The organism is Cellvibrio sp. QJXJ (assembly GCF_024452345.1).
GTDB lineage: Bacteria > Pseudomonadota > Gammaproteobacteria > Pseudomonadales > Cellvibrionaceae > Cellvibrio.
This window is the reverse complement of record NZ_CP101662.1, coordinates 3,306,937-3,322,967: the sequence shown is the minus strand read 5'-3', so window position 1 is coordinate 3,322,967 and position 16,031 is coordinate 3,306,937. Positions and strand designations below refer to the sequence as shown.

14 protein-coding genes are annotated in these 16,031 nt (G+C 46.8%); 13 read left to right on the top strand and 1 reads right to left on the bottom strand.

The window, feature by feature from the left end:
* Positions 1–3 precede the first annotated feature (3 nt).
* The 6 genes from dnaN (at position 4) to NNX04_RS14375 (ending at position 6,570) form a co-directional block, all read left to right on the top strand.
* Entirely contained in the window at positions 4–1,107 is a 1,104-nt protein-coding gene (dnaN, locus tag NNX04_RS14400) for a DNA polymerase III subunit beta (protein WP_007639106.1), read from the top strand.
* A 36-nt stretch (positions 1,108–1,143) separates the two neighbouring features.
* Positions 1,144–2,268, top strand: a complete 1,125-nt coding sequence (gene recF / locus NNX04_RS14395; protein WP_261946218.1) for a DNA replication/repair protein RecF — start codon at positions 1,144–1,146, stop codon at positions 2,266–2,268.
* 50 nt (positions 2,269–2,318) lie between these two features.
* A complete protein-coding gene (gyrB, locus tag NNX04_RS14390) occupies positions 2,319–4,739 on the top strand; it encodes a DNA topoisomerase (ATP-hydrolyzing) subunit B (RefSeq protein WP_261946217.1) in 2,421 nt (806 codons plus the stop codon).
* Between the two features lie 155 nt (positions 4,740–4,894).
* A complete protein-coding gene (locus NNX04_RS14385; RefSeq protein ID WP_261946216.1) occupies positions 4,895–5,767 on the top strand; it encodes a lytic transglycosylase domain-containing protein in 873 nt (290 codons plus the stop codon).
* A 3-nt stretch (positions 5,768–5,770) separates the two neighbouring features.
* The gene (locus NNX04_RS14380) at positions 5,771–6,196 is read left to right on the top strand and encodes a DUF5991 domain-containing protein (RefSeq protein ID WP_261946215.1); all 426 of its coding nucleotides are present in this window, start codon (positions 5,771–5,773) and stop codon (positions 6,194–6,196) included.
* 212 nt (positions 6,197–6,408) lie between these two features.
* A complete protein-coding gene (locus NNX04_RS14375; protein WP_007639109.1) occupies positions 6,409–6,570 on the top strand; it encodes a hypothetical protein in 162 nt (53 codons plus the stop codon).
* Between the two features lie 34 nt (positions 6,571–6,604).
* Here the strand turns inward: NNX04_RS14375 and NNX04_RS14370 are convergent, their stop codons facing one another.
* Positions 6,605–8,167 carry a sigma-54 interaction domain-containing protein gene (locus tag NNX04_RS14370; RefSeq protein ID WP_261946214.1) on the bottom strand — a complete coding sequence of 521 codons (1,563 nt, stop codon included), beginning with the start codon at positions 8,165–8,167 and terminating at the stop codon, positions 6,605–6,607.
* A gap of 290 nt (positions 8,168–8,457) precedes the next feature.
* Between NNX04_RS14370 and NNX04_RS14365 the strand changes: the two genes are divergently transcribed.
* The 7 genes from NNX04_RS14365 (at position 8,458) to NNX04_RS14335 (ending at position 15,981) form a co-directional block, all read left to right on the top strand.
* Positions 8,458–9,897 (top strand): CmpA/NrtA family ABC transporter substrate-binding protein, encoded by a 1,440-nt coding sequence (locus NNX04_RS14365; protein WP_261946213.1) that lies wholly within the window; start codon positions 8,458–8,460, stop codon positions 9,895–9,897.
* Positions 9,898–9,899: 2 nt separating this feature from the next.
* A complete protein-coding gene (gene ntrB / locus NNX04_RS14360; RefSeq protein ID WP_007639112.1) occupies positions 9,900–10,727 on the top strand; it encodes a nitrate ABC transporter permease in 828 nt (275 codons plus the stop codon).
* 4 nt (positions 10,728–10,731) lie between these two features.
* Positions 10,732–11,610: an ABC transporter ATP-binding protein gene (locus NNX04_RS14355; protein ID WP_261946212.1), complete on the top strand. Its 879-nt coding sequence runs from the start codon at positions 10,732–10,734 to the stop codon at positions 11,608–11,610.
* A 17-nt stretch (positions 11,611–11,627) separates the two neighbouring features.
* Positions 11,628–12,068: a cyanase gene (gene cynS, locus NNX04_RS14350; protein ID WP_040391059.1), complete on the top strand. Its 441-nt coding sequence runs from the start codon at positions 11,628–11,630 to the stop codon at positions 12,066–12,068.
* Positions 12,069–12,073: 5 nt separating this feature from the next.
* Positions 12,074–12,520, top strand: a complete 447-nt coding sequence (locus tag NNX04_RS14345) for a nuclear transport factor 2 family protein (RefSeq protein WP_261946211.1) — start codon at positions 12,074–12,076, stop codon at positions 12,518–12,520.
* Positions 12,521–12,635: 115 nt separating this feature from the next.
* A complete protein-coding gene (locus NNX04_RS14340) occupies positions 12,636–13,964 on the top strand; it encodes a fibronectin type III domain-containing protein (RefSeq protein WP_261946210.1) in 1,329 nt (442 codons plus the stop codon).
* Positions 13,965–14,352: 388 nt separating this feature from the next.
* Positions 14,353–15,981 carry a glycoside hydrolase family 43 protein gene (locus tag NNX04_RS14335; protein WP_261946209.1) on the top strand — a complete coding sequence of 543 codons (1,629 nt, stop codon included), beginning with the start codon at positions 14,353–14,355 and terminating at the stop codon, positions 15,979–15,981.
* Positions 15,982–16,031 lie beyond the last annotated feature (50 nt).

Below are 16,031 nucleotides of genomic sequence, written 5' to 3'. Positions count from 1 at the left end.
CACATGAAATTTGCCGTATCTCGCGAAGCCTTGCTGAAACCCTTACAACTGGTAGCTGGTGTGGTGGAGCGTCGTCAAACGCTGCCGGTATTGTCGAACGTATTGATTCAATTAAATGGCGATCAATTGTCGTTGACCGGTACGGATTTGGAAGTGGAAATTGTAGGCCGCATCACCCTAGAGCAAGCAGGCCAATCCGGTGAGATAACCGTACCGGCGCGCAAGCTAGTAGATATTTGTCGTTCCTTGCCGGATGGCAGCAATATCGAATTTACCCTGGAAGATAACCGTATTCTGGTGAAATCCGGCCGTAGCCGTTTCACCTTGTCGACCTTGCCAGCTGGTGATTTCCCGAATGTGGAAGATGCACCCGGTAATCTGCGTTTCAGCTGTGCACAACAAGAAGTAAAACGCTTGATTGAACGCACTGCATTTGCCATGGCCCAGCAAGATGTTCGCTACTACTTGAATGGTATGTTGTGGGAAGTACGTCAGGATCAACTGCGTGTTGTCGCTACAGATGGTCATCGTATGGCCATGTGTACACGTGCAGTAGCGGTTAATGCCAATGAAGTTGTGCAGGCTATTTTGCCGCGCAAAGGCGTACTGGAATTATCCCGCTTGCTCGATGACTCTTCTGCCCAAGTTGAAGTCGTACTCAGCGCCAATCATATCCGTGTGACCTCGATGGACTATACCTTCACCTCTAAACTGGTGGATGGAAAATTCCCCGAATATGAGCGCGTATTGCCGCGCGGTGGTAACAAAGTGGTGATAGGTTCGCGCCTGGAATTGAAACAAGCCTTTGCTCGCACCGCGATTTTATCCAATGAAAAATACCGTGGTGTACGTTTGCTATTGTCTGATGGCAGCTTGACTATAGTCGCCAATAACCCCGAGCAGGAAGAAGCAGAAGAGCAGGTGACTGTGGATTACACCGGTGATTCTCTGGAAGTAGGCTTCAATGTGAGCTATTTGCAAGATGTCACTAATGTGATCAGTAACGAAAATGTGAAAATTACTCTGTCGGATGCTAACTCCAGTGCATTGCTGGAAGAGCCGGAAAACAGCGACTCTCTCTATGTTGTTATGCCAATGCGCCTCTAAGAGAGGCCATTGGTATAAGCCATTCCTGCCGGTCATATGACCCTCAAGCGTCTTTTTATTCAAAACCTGCGCAATCTCGAAGGGGTTGATATCCTTCCCTCGGCGCAGGTGAATCTCATCTTTGGTGAAAACGGCTCGGGTAAAACCAGTATTCTGGAAGCTATAAACCTCTTGGCTTTAGGTCGATCTTTCCGTAGCCATAAACACAAACCGCTAATCCGCCATCAACAACAAGCCTTTACCGTTTTTGGTCGTGTACATACCGATGACCATTCAGAGGTACCCATTGGTATTACCCGCTCAATGGATGGTGAAGCTAGCTTCAAAGCCAATGGGGTGATTGTTTCCTCTGCAGCTGACCTTGCGGCTTATCTGCCTGTTCAAGTTATTAATTCCGATACTTTTTTATTATTGGAAGGCAGCCCCAAGGTTCGTCGGCAGTTTATCGATTGGTTAGTGTTCCACGTGGAACCTCAATTCTACCCCGCATGGAAGGCTATTCAACGTTGCCTCAAACACCGCAATAGCCTGTTGCGGCGTGATAGAATAGACCGCTTTGAATTAGCCAGTTGGGATCAGGAATTAGTGATTCTCACTGAAAAAATACATGAGTTACGTATTGCCTGCATGGTGGAGTTTGACTCTAACCTTTCCGAGCTGCTGAGGGAGTTTGTTAAGGTGGAGGGCATCAAGCTCAGTTATTATCGCGGCTGGGATAAAGAGCGAGACTATAGCGATATACTCGCCGAGGGTTTTGAACGGGATCAGCGTCTGGGTTATACCCAGATGGGAAGCCACAGGGCAGATTTAAAAATAACGGTGAATGGTCAAGACGCAGCTGAATTGCTATCTCGTGGCCAACAAAAGTTACTGGTCTGTGCATTAAAGATCGCCCAAGGTTATGTGTTTAGCCGTATGACAGGGCGTAAGTCTATTTATCTCGTGGATGATTTACCCGCTGAGTTGGATGAAAAACATCGCAAACTGTTGGTGCATTGGCTTCATGCGATGCAAACCCAGATTTTTATAACTGGTGTTGAACAGGAAGCACTTTTATCCAGCTGGCGTGATATAGAAAACCTAATCCCTAAAATGTTCCACGTGGAACAGGGAAGGGTAAAAGAAATCAGTGAAGTTCTGGTTTCTGGATTGAATGAATAAGTCATCAGCCTGTTGCTGATCGCTACTGAACAAAAAAGCGGAGAAATGCTATGTCAGAAGAGAATGTTTACGACTCGTCCAGTATTAAGGTCCTCAAGGGCCTGGATGCGGTGCGTAAGCGCCCAGGGATGTACATTGGTGACACTGATGATGGTTCAGGCTTGCATCATATGGTGTTTGAAGTCGTGGATAACTCTATCGATGAGGCGCTTGCCGGTCACTGTGATGAAGTACGTGTCATTATTCACCCTGACGAAACTGTCTCTGTCTCTGACAATGGTCGCGGTATCCCTACCGAAATGCATGAAGAGGGGGTCTCTGCTGCCGAAGTAATTATGACCGTGCTCCATGCGGGCGGTAAATTTGACGACAACACCTATAAGGTTTCTGGTGGTTTACATGGTGTGGGTGTATCGGTAGTTAACGCTCTCTCTGAATGGTTAAAGTTGACTATTCGCCGTGGCGGTAAAATCCATGAGCAGATTTATCGCCATGGTGTACCCGATGAAGCATTGAAAGTAGTGGGGGATTCAGCAACTACTGGCACTGAAATTCACTTTAAACCTTCCGCTGAAACTTTTACCAATATCGAATTCCACTTTGAATTGCTGGCCAAACGCCTGCGCGAGCTCTCGTTCCTGAACTCAGGTGTGCGCATTGTGCTGAAAGACGAGCGCAGCGGTAAGGAAGAGGTCTACCAATACGAAGGTGGTTTGCGTGCGTTTGTAGACCATCTGAATAAGAACAAAACCACCATTAATAAGATGGTGCACTTCGTTTCACTTAAACGTGACGATGGTATTGGCGTAGAAGTGGCGCTGCAGTGGAACGATTCTTTCCAGGAAAATCTGTTCTGCTACACCAATAATATCCCGCAGCGCGACGGTGGTACTCACTTGGCGGGTTTCCGTGCGGCGCTTACCCGTGGTTTGAATACCTATATCGAGAAAGAAGGTATCGCCAAAAACGCTAAAGTGGCCACTACCGGTGACGATGCTCGTGAAGGCCTGACTGCGATTATCTCGGTAAAAGTGCCCGATCCTAAATTCTCCAGCCAAACCAAAGACAAACTCGTGTCCTCCGAGGTGAAAACCGCCGTAGAACAGGAAATGAACGAACACTTTGGCGCCTACTTGTTGGAAAACCCGCAAGAAGCCAAAGCCATTGTGGGTAAGATGATTGATGCTGCGCGCGCCCGTGAAGCCGCGCGAAAAGCCCGTGAAATGACTCGCCGTAAAGGTGCATTGGATATCGCTGGCTTGCCCGGCAAGCTGGCCGATTGCCAGGAAAAAGATCCAGCGCTTTCCGAACTCTACCTGGTAGAGGGTGATTCTGCGGGCGGCTCTGCCAAACAAGGCCGTGCGCGTAAAACCCAGGCGATTTTGCCGCTCAAGGGTAAGATCCTCAACGTGGAAAAAGCCCGGTTTGACAAGATGTTATCGAGTGCCGAAGTCGGCACCCTGATTACTGCACTCGGTTGCGGTATTGGTAAAGAGGATTACAACCCGGAAAAACTGCGTTACCACAGCATCATTATCATGACGGATGCTGACGTGGACGGTTCCCACATCCGCACCTTATTGTTGACCTTCTTCTTCCGCCAAATGCGCGAGCTGATTGAACGCGGTCATATCTACATCGCCCAGCCACCGCTGTACAAAATCGCCAAAGGCAAACAGGAGCAATACCTGAAAGACGAAGCGGCTATGACAGAATTCCTCACCCAGGCGGCGCTGGAAGATGCAAGTCTCCACGTCAACCCCAGTGCCCCACCCATTGCCGGTGAAGCGCTGGAGAAGCTGGTGTATGAATACCGCAAGGTGATGGCGACTATTGATCGCTTGTCGCGCCTGTATCCTGCCGATGTGCTGGAAAAGATGATCTACTTACCGGCAGTCCGCCCTGAGCACCTGGCAGATCAAGGCCATATGCAACAATGGTGTGACCAGATGGCTGCGCATTTCAGTATCGACGCCCGTGCCGGTAGTCAGCGCTATATCATCACTGTGCGTGAAGATACCGAGCGCCACCTGTTTATGCCACAGGTAGAAATCACTGCCCATGGTATAGCTACTCCTTATCCGTTTAACCACGACTTCTTTGCCTCAGGTGAATATGCGTCTATTGTTTCACTGGGTGAAAAACTGGAGAGCCTGATCGAAGAGGGCGCTTATATCCAGCGTGGTGAGCGTAAACAACCGCTGTTCAAGTTTGCTGAAGGCCTGGAATGGCTGATGAAAGAGTCACGCAAAGGCTACAACATCCAGCGCTATAAAGGTCTGGGTGAGATGAACCCGGAGCAATTGTGGGATACCACCATGAACCCGGAAACCCGTCGCATGCTGCGTGTGACCATCCAGGACGCGATTGCCGCTGACCAGATCTTCACCTGCCTGATGGGTGATAACGTGGAACCACGCCGTGAGTTTATCGAAACCAACGCATTGGCTGTGGCTAATCTGGATATATAACCAGTTTTAAATAATTCGTTTAGAGAAAAGCCACAACTTCATAAATTGACGTTGTGGCTTTTTTGTTTTTTTAACGTGATACATTGAGTTGATAGATGAGCATACGAGGACTATATTTGCGCCCTTGAGATAGCAATTAACAAAGGAGAATGTTCATGCAAATAAAAAACTCAGTAGGTAAAAAAGGCGTTAATAGTCGCGAAGATGTTGAGTTGGTTCAAATTACCTTAAATAGGGCAATTCAATTTCCCTTTAGGTTATTGGCTGTCGATAAGTTGGTTGGCAAAAAAACTATAGGCGCAATTGAATCATTCCAAAAACAAGTTTTGAAATTCTCTAAGCCAGATGGCCTCGTAGAGGTGAAAGGAAAAACTTGGCAAGCTTTATCTAAATACTTGACTGAACCACCAAAAATAAAAATAGCAACTCACGCTACGTTTCCTGAATTTACACATGTTAGTGAAAATAATGAAAACCAAAAATCACAATCAATATTTTCTGTTGTGCCTCCACAGCATCAATTAAAAATTGCTTGGGGAGCAAAAGTTTCGCCAGCATTTAAACAAAAAGTTATTCAAATATCTAAGCAATTAGAGATTTCACCAGATTATCTAATGGCGTGTATAGCTTTTGAAACAGGTGAGACATTTAGTCCCAGTATTAAAAACGCGGCGGGAAGTGGCGCTGTTGGTTTAATACAATTCATGCCTCAAACAGCCACATATTTAAAAACTAACTCTTCTGCACTGGAAAAAATGTCAGCAGTGGATCAATTGGATTATGTAAAAAAATATTTCAATACATACAAAGGAAAATTACACACACTGGAAGATGTATATATGGCAATACTTCTTCCGACAGCCATAGGAAAACCTGTAGATCATATTTTTTTCAGAAAAGGAACCAAAGCTTATGAACAAAATATTGGGTTGGATAAAAATAAAGATGGAAAAATTGTGTTGAAAGAAGTCGCTGAAACAGTCAGAAAGATGTTTGAAAAGGGAATAAAACCTGGATACATGGGATAAAAAATGAAAAAGTTAGTGATTGCATTCATTGTTTTTTTACAGCTTATCGGAGTTGTTGCTTGTGCCGAAACTAAAAGCTGGAATGGTACATATATATATGAAGCGGATTATGGCAAAAACTACCCGGGTACGCCGATGATCGTGGCTTATACCCTGACAATCGGGCCTGCTAGTTGTTTATTGGAGATAAATGGTTATCAAACTGCCCAAGAAATAACCTGTAAAGTATTGCAGAGAAAATCTGAAATAGAGGTTCATTTTATAGCGTTTAGCGAAACCTCCATGCAGAAGTTTAAGGATATCTATCAACAAGATACGCTGTTATTCACCTTGGAAGAAAAACAGAATACTTTGCTTACGCACTGGAAAGTATTGAACCCGGAAGCTACTATCGCTGAAGATCAGGTATATTTTCAAAAGTATGAATAGTTGAAAGAAGTAAATGATTTCTGTCTTAATTATAACATTTTAAGTTTATTAGAGGACCGAATTCGCAAGGATTCGGCTTTTCTTATTAAAAAATGAAATAAGAAAACTTCTATAATCCCAAAAATGAATTTCAAGCTGGTCTACAATAATACAGAAGTCGTAATAACAGCGATCCAACCTTGAATTAACTGCTTAGTGAGACGGATTTAACGATGACAGAAGTAAAGACACCTAAGGTACTGCTAACGCAAATTGAAGATGCTCTGGAAGAACGTCAGAGCCATGATCGTCGCCAACAGCATAAAGGCATCCCGCAGGACATCCCCAGGGATCGCCGCCAGGGCGACCGCCGTGCGCATAAAAAACATGGCTAAAACGAATTAAAAAAGGGGCTAATTAGCCCCTTTTTTATTGCGGGTACGCAGCCAATAGCTGTTGCCGGTTTATCCCTAATTTTTTCAAGCGCGAGGCAAGGGTAGTGGGTTTGATACCCAGTAATTGCGCCGCACCATCCGCGCCATAAATTTTCCCACCGGTGCGCAGCAGCGCATCCAGTGTTGCCTGGTATTGCATCTGGCGACAATCCTGCTCGGTCAGTGTTTCAGTCGGCGGTTGAATCGATACTTGGCTGGCTTGTTGGAGTTGCGGTAGATCATCGAGCACCAATTTATCGCCCTGGCTGAGAATGACCTGCCGTTCGATACGATTCTCCAGCTCGCGAATATTGCCCGGCCAGTGGTAGGCCTGCAGGCGTTGGATTTGGGCGAGGGAAATTTTAAGCGCGGTTTTGTGAAACCGCTGGCAGGTGGCCTGTAAAAAATGCGCGACCAGCAGCGGTATATCCTCCAGTCGTTCGCGCAGCGGTGCCGAGCGGATGGGAAAAACATTCAGGCGAAAATACAAATCCTCGCGGAATAACCCCTGTTCAACGCGCTGTTTTAAATCGCGATTAGTGGCCGTTATTACCCGTACATCCACCTTGCGGGTGATGGATTCACCTACCCGCTCAAATTCTCCATCCTGTAATACGCGCAATAATTTTCCCTGTAACGCCAATGGTAATTCGCCGACCTCATCAAGAAAGAGTGTGCCGCCATCGGCAACTTCAAAGCGGCCCATGCGTGCGCTCACGGCGCCGGAAAATGCACCGCGTACATGGCCAAAAAATTCGCTCTCAAACAATTCCGGTGGAATAGCTGCACAATTAACCCGAATCAACGGGCGCTGATTGCGCTCACTGGCACGGTGAATAGCGCGTGCGATCAATTCCTTGCCCGTGCCTGACTCTCCGGTAATCAATACCGTGGCTACAGTGGGTGCGACCAGTTGAATCTGGTAATTGATCTGCTGTACGGCGGGGCTTTTACCTACAATAAGATGGGAGCTAAACCCCTCGCTGATTTCCTGTTGCAGATAGGCATTTTCAAGTTCCAGTTTGTGTTTCAGCTGGCCAACTTGTTCCAGCGCCAAACGCAGCTCTTCCATGGTGGAATGCAATTTTGCTTGCGCGCTTTTACGCTCCGATACATCGCGAAAAATGACTACCGCACCCACCCGTTTACCCTGATCAAAAATCGGCGTACTGGTGTACTCCACCGGTACCGGATGGCCGTCGCGACACCAAAACACTTCATCATCCACACGTCGTACCGTGCCATCGTGAAATGCCGCAAAAATCGGGCAGTCCTGTACGCAGTAATCCGAGCCGTCGTTATGGCTGTGATGAATCGCCAAATGAATATTGTTACCAATCAGTTCCTCCGCCTTCCAGCCTAGAATCCGCTCCGCCGCCGGGTTGACGAAGGTGGCGCGCCCTTCAGCGTCCACACCATAAATACCTTCACCCGCCGCATTCAGGATCAGTTGGTTTTGCTGTTCAAATTGTTGGAATACCTGGGTAATCGCCGACATAGCAGGAGTGGATTGATGCTGCGCGGCGGAGTGATGGACTGGGCAGGGCAGGTTGCTCACAGAGGATCCCCTTGCTGGATGCGGTAGGTGGTGGTTGAGTGAATACACACCAGCTAATACAACGAAAAATCGTGCCAAGCTGAACGAAATTTCGTGAGTCACGATTTTTCGTTGTTATCGTTTCCCGCAATAATAAAAAATATCCTTAAAAATCAGTCAATTACGAAAAGTTAAGAGGTTGGCACGGGGCTCGCAATAAGCCTTGTAGCAAGTCAACGCAAGTTCCGGATTTTTCATTGATTCAGCGCGTCGCCAAGTGTTGGTGCGTGCATGCATACAAAGGGGGCGTTATGAGCGATAAAAGTTTGGGTGATGCATACAGCAGCGAAACCTCATTGATTCACCAGCGTGGTTGCCATTGCGATACCTGTCGCCTGGGGGCAGATAACCGTGCCTATTCACAGGCTTTGGAACAACAGGCAGAGCAATACGCCCGGGTGGATTCAATATCGGCGGATGGGAATTTAGGTTCCAGCGAAGCGGTGATGGACCGTGTTATTGAAAACGCCATAGTGCGCGCGGTGTTTAATCAGGATGATCACGGCCGCCGTCGTTTTATTCGTGCGGTAGGTGGCGGCACCCTCGCCGCCGCGCTCTCCTCGGTACTGCCCATGGCGGCGATTAAAGCGGCGGCGCAAGAAGCGGGCGGTCCGCTGGAAAAGAAAAAACTCAATGTTGGTTTTGTGCCTATCACCTGTGCCACGCCGATTATCATGGCGCAGCCCATGGGTTTTTATGCCAAACACGGCTTGGAGGTGGAGGTCATTAAAACCGCGGGTTGGGCCGTGGCGCGCGATAAATCCCTCGCCGGTGAATACGATGCCTCGCATATGTTGACGCCCATGCCGCTGGCGATGAGTTTGGGTATCGGCTCAACCGCCAAAAATTTCATTATGCCGGCGGTGGAAAATATCAATGGCCAGGCGATTGTGTTGCATGTAGACCATAAGGATAAACGCGACCCCAAGCAGTGGAAGGGGTTTAAATTTGGCGTGCCTTTTGAATTTTCCATGCACAATTTTTTGCTGCGTTATTACCTCGCCGAACACGGTTTAGATCCGGATCAGGATGTGCAGATTCGCGTAGTACCGCCGCCGGAAATGGTCGCTAACTTGCGCGCCGGTAACCTCGATGGCTACCTCTCGCCTGACCCTTTTAACCAGCGGGCGGTATGGGAAAAAGTCGGTTTTATCCACACCCTCACCAAAGATATTTGGGATGGTCACCCCTGTTGTGCTTTTGCTTGCAGCCAGGAATTTGCGCTGACCCATCCCAACACCTATGGCGCGCTGCTTAAGTCAATTGTGGAAGCGACGCACTATTCCTCCAAGGCAGAAAATCGCAAGGAAATTGCCGCCGCGATTGCTCCCGCCAATTATCTCAACCAACCCGTGCAAGTTATTGAACAGGTGCTGCTGGGCCGCTACGCCGATGGTTTGGGCGAGGTGAAAAATGTGCCCGACCGCATCGACTTTGATCCTTTCCCATGGCACTCCATGGCGGTATGGATTCTCAGCCAAATGAAGCGCTGGGGTTATATCAAAGGCGCGGTGGACTACCAGACCATCGCGCGTCAGGTTTATCTCGCAACCGATTGTGAAAAGGTGATGAAAGAGTTGGGTTATGCCGTTCCCACCAGCACCAACAAAAACTATTTCATCATGGGCAAAGAATTTGATTACACCAAGCCGGATGAATACATCAACAGTTTTCCAATTCGCAGGGGTTAACCATGAGTTCACTTAACCTGCGTGCGCTGCTGGTATCGCTGAGTTTTCTGGTGTTGGTGCTGGGCTTGTGGGAATTTTCCTCACAAGCACCAGCGGCCAGTGAAGCGCAATCGGAATATGAATTGCTCATGGGCGGTGCGGAACAAGAAGCGCGCGTGCCGCCACCCTCGGCAGTGTTAGTGCGTGCGTGGGAAGAACTGCGCAATCCTTTTTACGATGCGGGCCCCAACGATAAAGGCATAGGTATTCAACTCGGCTATTCGCTATATCGCGTACTGAGCGGATTTTTTCTCGCAACAATTATTGCATTGCCAGTGGGATTTTTAATTGGCATGTCACCGCTCATGTACCGCGCATTAAATCCCTATATTCAAGTGTTGCGCCCCATCTCACCACTGGCGTGGATGCCACTTGCGCTGTTCATTATTAAGGATTCAGAAACCTCAGCAATTTTTGTGATTTTTATTTGCTCCATTTGGCCGATGTTATTGAACACCGCATTTGGTGTAGCGAATGTGCGTGAAGATTGGATCAATGTTGCACGCACTCATGAGCTATCACCGTTACGCACGGCGTTCACCGTTATTTTACCCGCAGCGGCGCCGACTATTTTAACCGGCATGCGCATTTCTATCGGTATCGCCTGGTTGGTTATTGTCGCTGCCGAAATGTTGGTTGGTGGAACCGGGATTGGTTACTACGTGTGGAATGAATGGAATAACCTGGATTTAACCAGTGTGATTTTTTCCATCCTGATGATTGGTCTGGTGGGCATGTTGCTGGATATGGCACTCACTGCCGCTACCAAATTGGTCCAATACGAGGAGTAGTGGAATGAGCCAATCTTTTTTACAAGTTCAACAACTGGCGAAACGTTTTGTATCAAAGCAAGAAACACTCACCGTATTTGAGCAAGCCAATTTTACGATTGAGAAAGGCGAGTTCGTTTGCATTATTGGCCATTCGGGCTGCGGCAAATCGACCATCATGAATACCCTCGCCGGTTTGGATGTGCCCACTGAAGGCGTAGTGATTATGGATGGCCGTGAAGTCAGCGGCCCGAGTTTGGAGCGCGGGGTGGTGTTTCAAAATTATTCGCTATTGCCCTGGTTAAGTGCGCTCGACAATGTGATGTTTGGGGTGGGGGCTCGCTGGCCACAATGGAGTAAAGAAGCAGTTCGCACTCACAGCCTGCGCTATTTAGCGATGGTGGGTTTACAAGGAGTTGAACAGCGCAAACCCGCGCAATTATCCGGCGGTATGCGCCAGCGAGTTTCCATCGCTCGCGCCTTTGCTACCCAACCAAAATTATTATTACTCGACGAACCCTTTGGCGCCCTGGATGCATTAACTCGCGGCGTGATTCAAGACGAGCTAGTGAATATCTGCAGCGAAACTCGCCAAACGGTTTTTATGATTACCCACGATGTCGATGAAGCCATTTTATTATCGGATCGAATCTTATTAATGAGCAATGGACCGGGCGCGGTGATTGCAGAATCGGTGGTGGTGGATTTGCCCAAACCCCGTAAACGCGCCGAAATAATTCATCACCCCGGTTATTACACCATTCGCAATCATCTGGTGGAGTTTTTAGTGAAGCGCTCAAAAACCTTTACTAAAAATTCTGCGTGCGATGAATTCCCGATCAGTGTAAATCCGCTAGACCAACCATCAGTCGAGCAATCGACACCTGTTAATCAACTTTGTTAATGCCTGAGGAAACCACTATGAAAAAGCAAGACGTTGTAGAAGCCATTGTTATCGCCAAACAAAAAATGAACCTGACGTGGGAAGGTGTTGCAGAGAGCATTGGCATGTCGCCGGTGTGGACCACCTCGGTCTGTTTGGGCATGAACAGCGCGCCGGCGGATAAAGCGGAAGCGCTGTGCAAAGTGTTCGATTTACCGGAAGCTGCCAAAATTGCATTGATGCAATGCCCCAGTAAAAGTTGGGAACCGAATGTTCCGCAAGATCCGTTGATTTATCGTTTGTATGAAATGATCGGCGTATATGGCCCAACGATTAAAGAAATCATTCACGAAAAATTTGGTGACGGCATTATGAGTGCGATTGATTTTTCCATGGAAATTGGCAAAGAAGAAAATCCGAAAGGTGATCGGGTGATCATCAATCTCAATGGCAAATTCCTGCCCTACAAAGCCTGGTAATCATTATGAATGTGCAATCCGCTGTGGATTTAACAGCCGTTATACCCCGGCCGCCGTTTCCTCCATTCACGGCAGAAACGGCGCTAAAAAAAGTACAAGCGGCGGAAGATGCCTGGAATAGCCGCGACCCCGAACGTGTTGCTATGGCTTACACGCCGAACAGTGAGTGGCGTAACCGCGATCAATTTTTTTCCGGGCGTGAATCTATCGTTAAATTCTTGCAAGCGAAGTGGAACAAAGAGCTGGATTATCGCCTGAAAAAAGAATTGTGGGCATTCACTGAAAATCGCATTGCGGTGCGTTTTGAATATGAATGGCACGATGCCGAAGGGCAATGGTTTCGTTCTTATGGTAATGAAAATTGGGAGTTCGCTGAAAATGGATTAATGCAGCGACGTTTTGCGAGTATTAACGATGTGAAGATTAGCGCAGAGGAAAGAAAGATCTTATAACCAAAGGTTGTTATGTACCATCGGTGCAAACCTTGACTTGTGGTTGGAGTCTCGGTTGGTGCTAACCAATCTTGCTAGTATCAAAACTGTTATTGGCAAGATTGGTTAAAGCGCTATGAACACTACATTATTTTTTAGAAGATCCCTTTCCATTTTTGCACTCTGCCTTTTAGTGTGCGGTGGTGGTTTAGTGTCCTGTGGTGGCGGAGGTGGGGGTTCATCCGGAAACTCAAATCCATCGGCGCCCGCGAGCCCATCTTCCGCTAATCCTGTATCCAGCACTAGCGCAAGTAGCATTTCTTCCACACTGAATAGCGGCGCTAATTCCTCAAATAGTTCACTCGCTGCGCCACAAAATATTTCTGCCATCCCTGGCACCGCGTCGGTCACGCTAACCTGGAACGCCGTCGCCGGTGCAACTGGCTATCGTATCTACTATGCATCCGAAGCCAATATTCTGATTAACAATATTGCCAGTTTTGCCGATGGAACCCAGGTAGATGATGCAACGTCGCCGCATATTATTACCAACCTGCGCAACGGCGAAACCTATTATTTTGTGGTGATCGCACTCAGCGGAAATCAGGAAAGTATTGCCAGCAGTGAAGTCAGTGCAACACCGGCTGTCATTGATTTAACCAAACAGCCAACCGCGCAGGAGGTGTTAGTCGTTGAGTTAATAAATCGCGCCCGCGCTAATCCTGATTTGGAAGCGACCCGCCTGGGAATCGGTTTAAACGATGGCATCACCGGCACTCAAATTACCAACTCACCCAAACAACCGCTTGCCCATAATTTGTTGTTGATTGAATCTTCACGCGTACATTCGCAATGGATGTTGGATGCCGATGTTTTTTCTCATACAGGTGAAAATAATTCAACACCCCATGAACGGATGCAAGCAGCAGGTTATACATTTACCGGCAATTGGACGAGTGGGGAAAATATCGCCTGGGGCGGAACGACGGGAAGTACAATCAATTTAACCAGCTACGCGATTTCACAACACGAAGGATTATTTAAATCACCGGGGCATCGCGTGAATATCCTTAACGCCAATTTCCGCGAGTTGGGTATTGGTCAGCTGCAAGGTTATTTTATGCAGGATGGCCGCAATTATTTATCGTCCATGCTGACACAAAATTTTGCGCGTTCCGGTTCAAGCTACTTTTTAACGGGTGTTATTTACGATGATAAAAATAACAACGAATTTTATGATGTGGGTGAAGGGTTAAGTGGTATAACGATTACCACCAATGGAAAATCCTATCCGGCATTTAATTCCGGCGCCTACTCAATCCCACTTACCAATGGCAATTATGAATTGAGTATCACCGGCGATGCATTAGGAGCACCAGTTTATTATTCGGTGCAGGTAGCCAATCAAAACCAAAAACTGGATGTAGTTAAGTCGGGAAATAATCTTCGTGTTGTTATTCCCTAAAAATTTAAAATCATAAATTTTACTGCGGGATAGAACTTATCCCGCTGGTAAGGGTAATTCCCCATTTACCATAAATGCGTTACGCGTAAATCGAAATACGTCGACTTTATCCCGCTGTTTAAAAGCTACGTCCTTAGCGCTAACTTCACACAGCCACGCGGTCATTTCTTTTGGGATTTTTTTGTGCAAGTGCTGACATGATGAACCCCTATCATTAAACAATGTGCGATTTGCACTTATGATGGTTTATATGTGAATTTTGAACAAGTTTTAAGCGAAAAGTAAAGAATGAGTAAAGACCTTGTGATGAATTGCTTAGTAGCAGGAAATCACTGAGGATAGGCCACCGATTCGTCACAAAAACCAAACAAAAGAAAGGATCAGCAAGGTGCAAGAACTCACTCATTTCCAAAACGACTCTATGGAGTTTCACAGCTCACTGCCCAAGCGGAAGGTTTTGCCTGCCGTTTTCATACTCACGGGTTTGCTATTGGTGTTGAGTGTGTTGATGGGCTGCCAAACGGCGGAGATCAAAAAACCGTTTGCTCATAATCCTGTGATCTGGGCAGATGTGCCGGACCCAGCTGTGATGCGCGTGGGCGACACTTATTATATGAGTAGCACCACCATGCATATGAATCCCGGTTTGCCGATTATGAAATCAAAGGATTTGGTAAATTGGGAAATGGTGCGTTATGCCTATCCAATTTTATCAAGCGATGAAAAATCCAGTTTGAATAATGGCAAAGAAGCCTATGGTGAAGGAACTTGGGCGAGTAGCTTGCGTTATCACAATGGGCGTTATTACGTCAGTAGTTTTTCCAATACCACCAAAAAAACCTATATTTTTTCAACGGACAATATTGAAACTGGCGATTGGCAACGAGTCGAAATCGATGCCTTGTTTCATGATTCATCATTATTTTTTGATGATGGCCGTGTATTTATGATTTATGGCAATGACGATATTTTTATCGTCGAGCTAACCGCTGATGCTACGGCAATAAAAAAAGACGGCGTTAATCGTGTATTGATCCCAAAAGCGTCACGTGTTGCAGGCGATAAATTCTGGGTTCCTTCCGAAGGTTCGCAGATGTTAAAAGTAAACGGAAAATATTACTTAAATTTAATTTCCTGGCCCGCGAATAAAATGCGTACCCAATTAATTTATCGCTCGGATACTTTGCTGGGAAGCTATGAAGGCAGGGTCGCATTAACGGACAAGGGCATCGCCCAAGGTGGATTAATTGATACACCCGATGGCAAATGGTATGCATTTTTATTTCGTGACCGTGGTGCAGTAGGGCGAATTCCTTATTTGGTTCCTGTGCATTGGAAAGACGGTTGGCCGATATTTGGTGTAAACGGCAAGGTGCCTGATGAGTTACCGATTCAAGTTACACATCAAGGATTCAATAATATTATTGAATCGGATGAATTTTATTATGCTGCCAATCAGCCGCTCAAAATGGCGTGGCAATGGAATCACAATCCAGTTGCCGAAGGCTGGTCGCTTACCGATCGCAACGGATTTTTACGTTTAACCAATTTGCGTTTGGATAAAAGTTTTGTTGAAACGCAAAATACCCTAACCCAACGCACGTTTGGCCCTGTTTCAACTGCGCATACATTCATTGATGCCAGCAACATGAAATCAGGCGATTACGCTGGTATTGGTGCTTTGCAATCTGCCTATGGATTTGTAGGCGTTGAAAAAACCAAAGAAGGTTTATTCATTGTGATGGCGAGCGGTGAAAAAGATCAGTGGGATGTGATTGAACGAGTTCCGCTCACTGAATCAAAAATTCATTTAAAAACCTATACGGATTTCCGCGACTTGAAAGACACGGCAACTTTCGCTTACAGCCTTGACGGCATTGAGTGGAAACCCATCGGCAACACATTGCAGATGAAATATTCACTGGATCATTTTATGGGGTATAGGTTTGCCCTGTTTAACTTCGCCACAGAGCAAACCGGCGGCAGTGTAGATTTTGATTTTATGCGTTTGGAGTAATTGCCGTTTTATAAGTGTGGATGGATGCTTTTTTCAAACACATCAAAACC

Bases quoted from the DNA above. Each gene is read 5' to 3' on its own strand.
- cynS (WP_040391059.1), top strand. From the start codon at position 11,628: ATGAAAAAGCAAGACGTTGTAGAAGCCATTGTTATCGCCAAACAAAAA.
- NNX04_RS14385 (WP_261946216.1), top strand. From the start codon at position 4,895: ATGCAAATAAAAAACTCAGTAGGTAAAAAAGGCGTTAATAGTCGCGAA.
- dnaN (WP_007639106.1), top strand. From the start codon at position 4: ATGAAATTTGCCGTATCTCGCGAAGCCTTGCTGAAACCCTTACAACTG.
- gyrB (WP_261946217.1), top strand. From the start codon at position 2,319: ATGTCAGAAGAGAATGTTTACGACTCGTCCAGTATTAAGGTCCTCAAG.
- NNX04_RS14340 (WP_261946210.1), top strand. From the start codon at position 12,636: ATGAACACTACATTATTTTTTAGAAGATCCCTTTCCATTTTTGCACTC.
- NNX04_RS14365 (WP_261946213.1), top strand. From the start codon at position 8,458: ATGAGCGATAAAAGTTTGGGTGATGCATACAGCAGCGAAACCTCATTG.
- NNX04_RS14345 (WP_261946211.1), top strand. From the start codon at position 12,074: ATGAATGTGCAATCCGCTGTGGATTTAACAGCCGTTATACCCCGGCCG.
- ntrB (WP_007639112.1), top strand. From the start codon at position 9,900: ATGAGTTCACTTAACCTGCGTGCGCTGCTGGTATCGCTGAGTTTTCTG.
- NNX04_RS14375 (WP_007639109.1), top strand. From the start codon at position 6,409: ATGACAGAAGTAAAGACACCTAAGGTACTGCTAACGCAAATTGAAGAT.
- NNX04_RS14355 (WP_261946212.1), top strand. From the start codon at position 10,732: ATGAGCCAATCTTTTTTACAAGTTCAACAACTGGCGAAACGTTTTGTA.
- NNX04_RS14380 (WP_261946215.1), top strand. From the start codon at position 5,771: ATGAAAAAGTTAGTGATTGCATTCATTGTTTTTTTACAGCTTATCGGA.
- recF (WP_261946218.1), top strand. From the start codon at position 1,144: ATGACCCTCAAGCGTCTTTTTATTCAAAACCTGCGCAATCTCGAAGGG.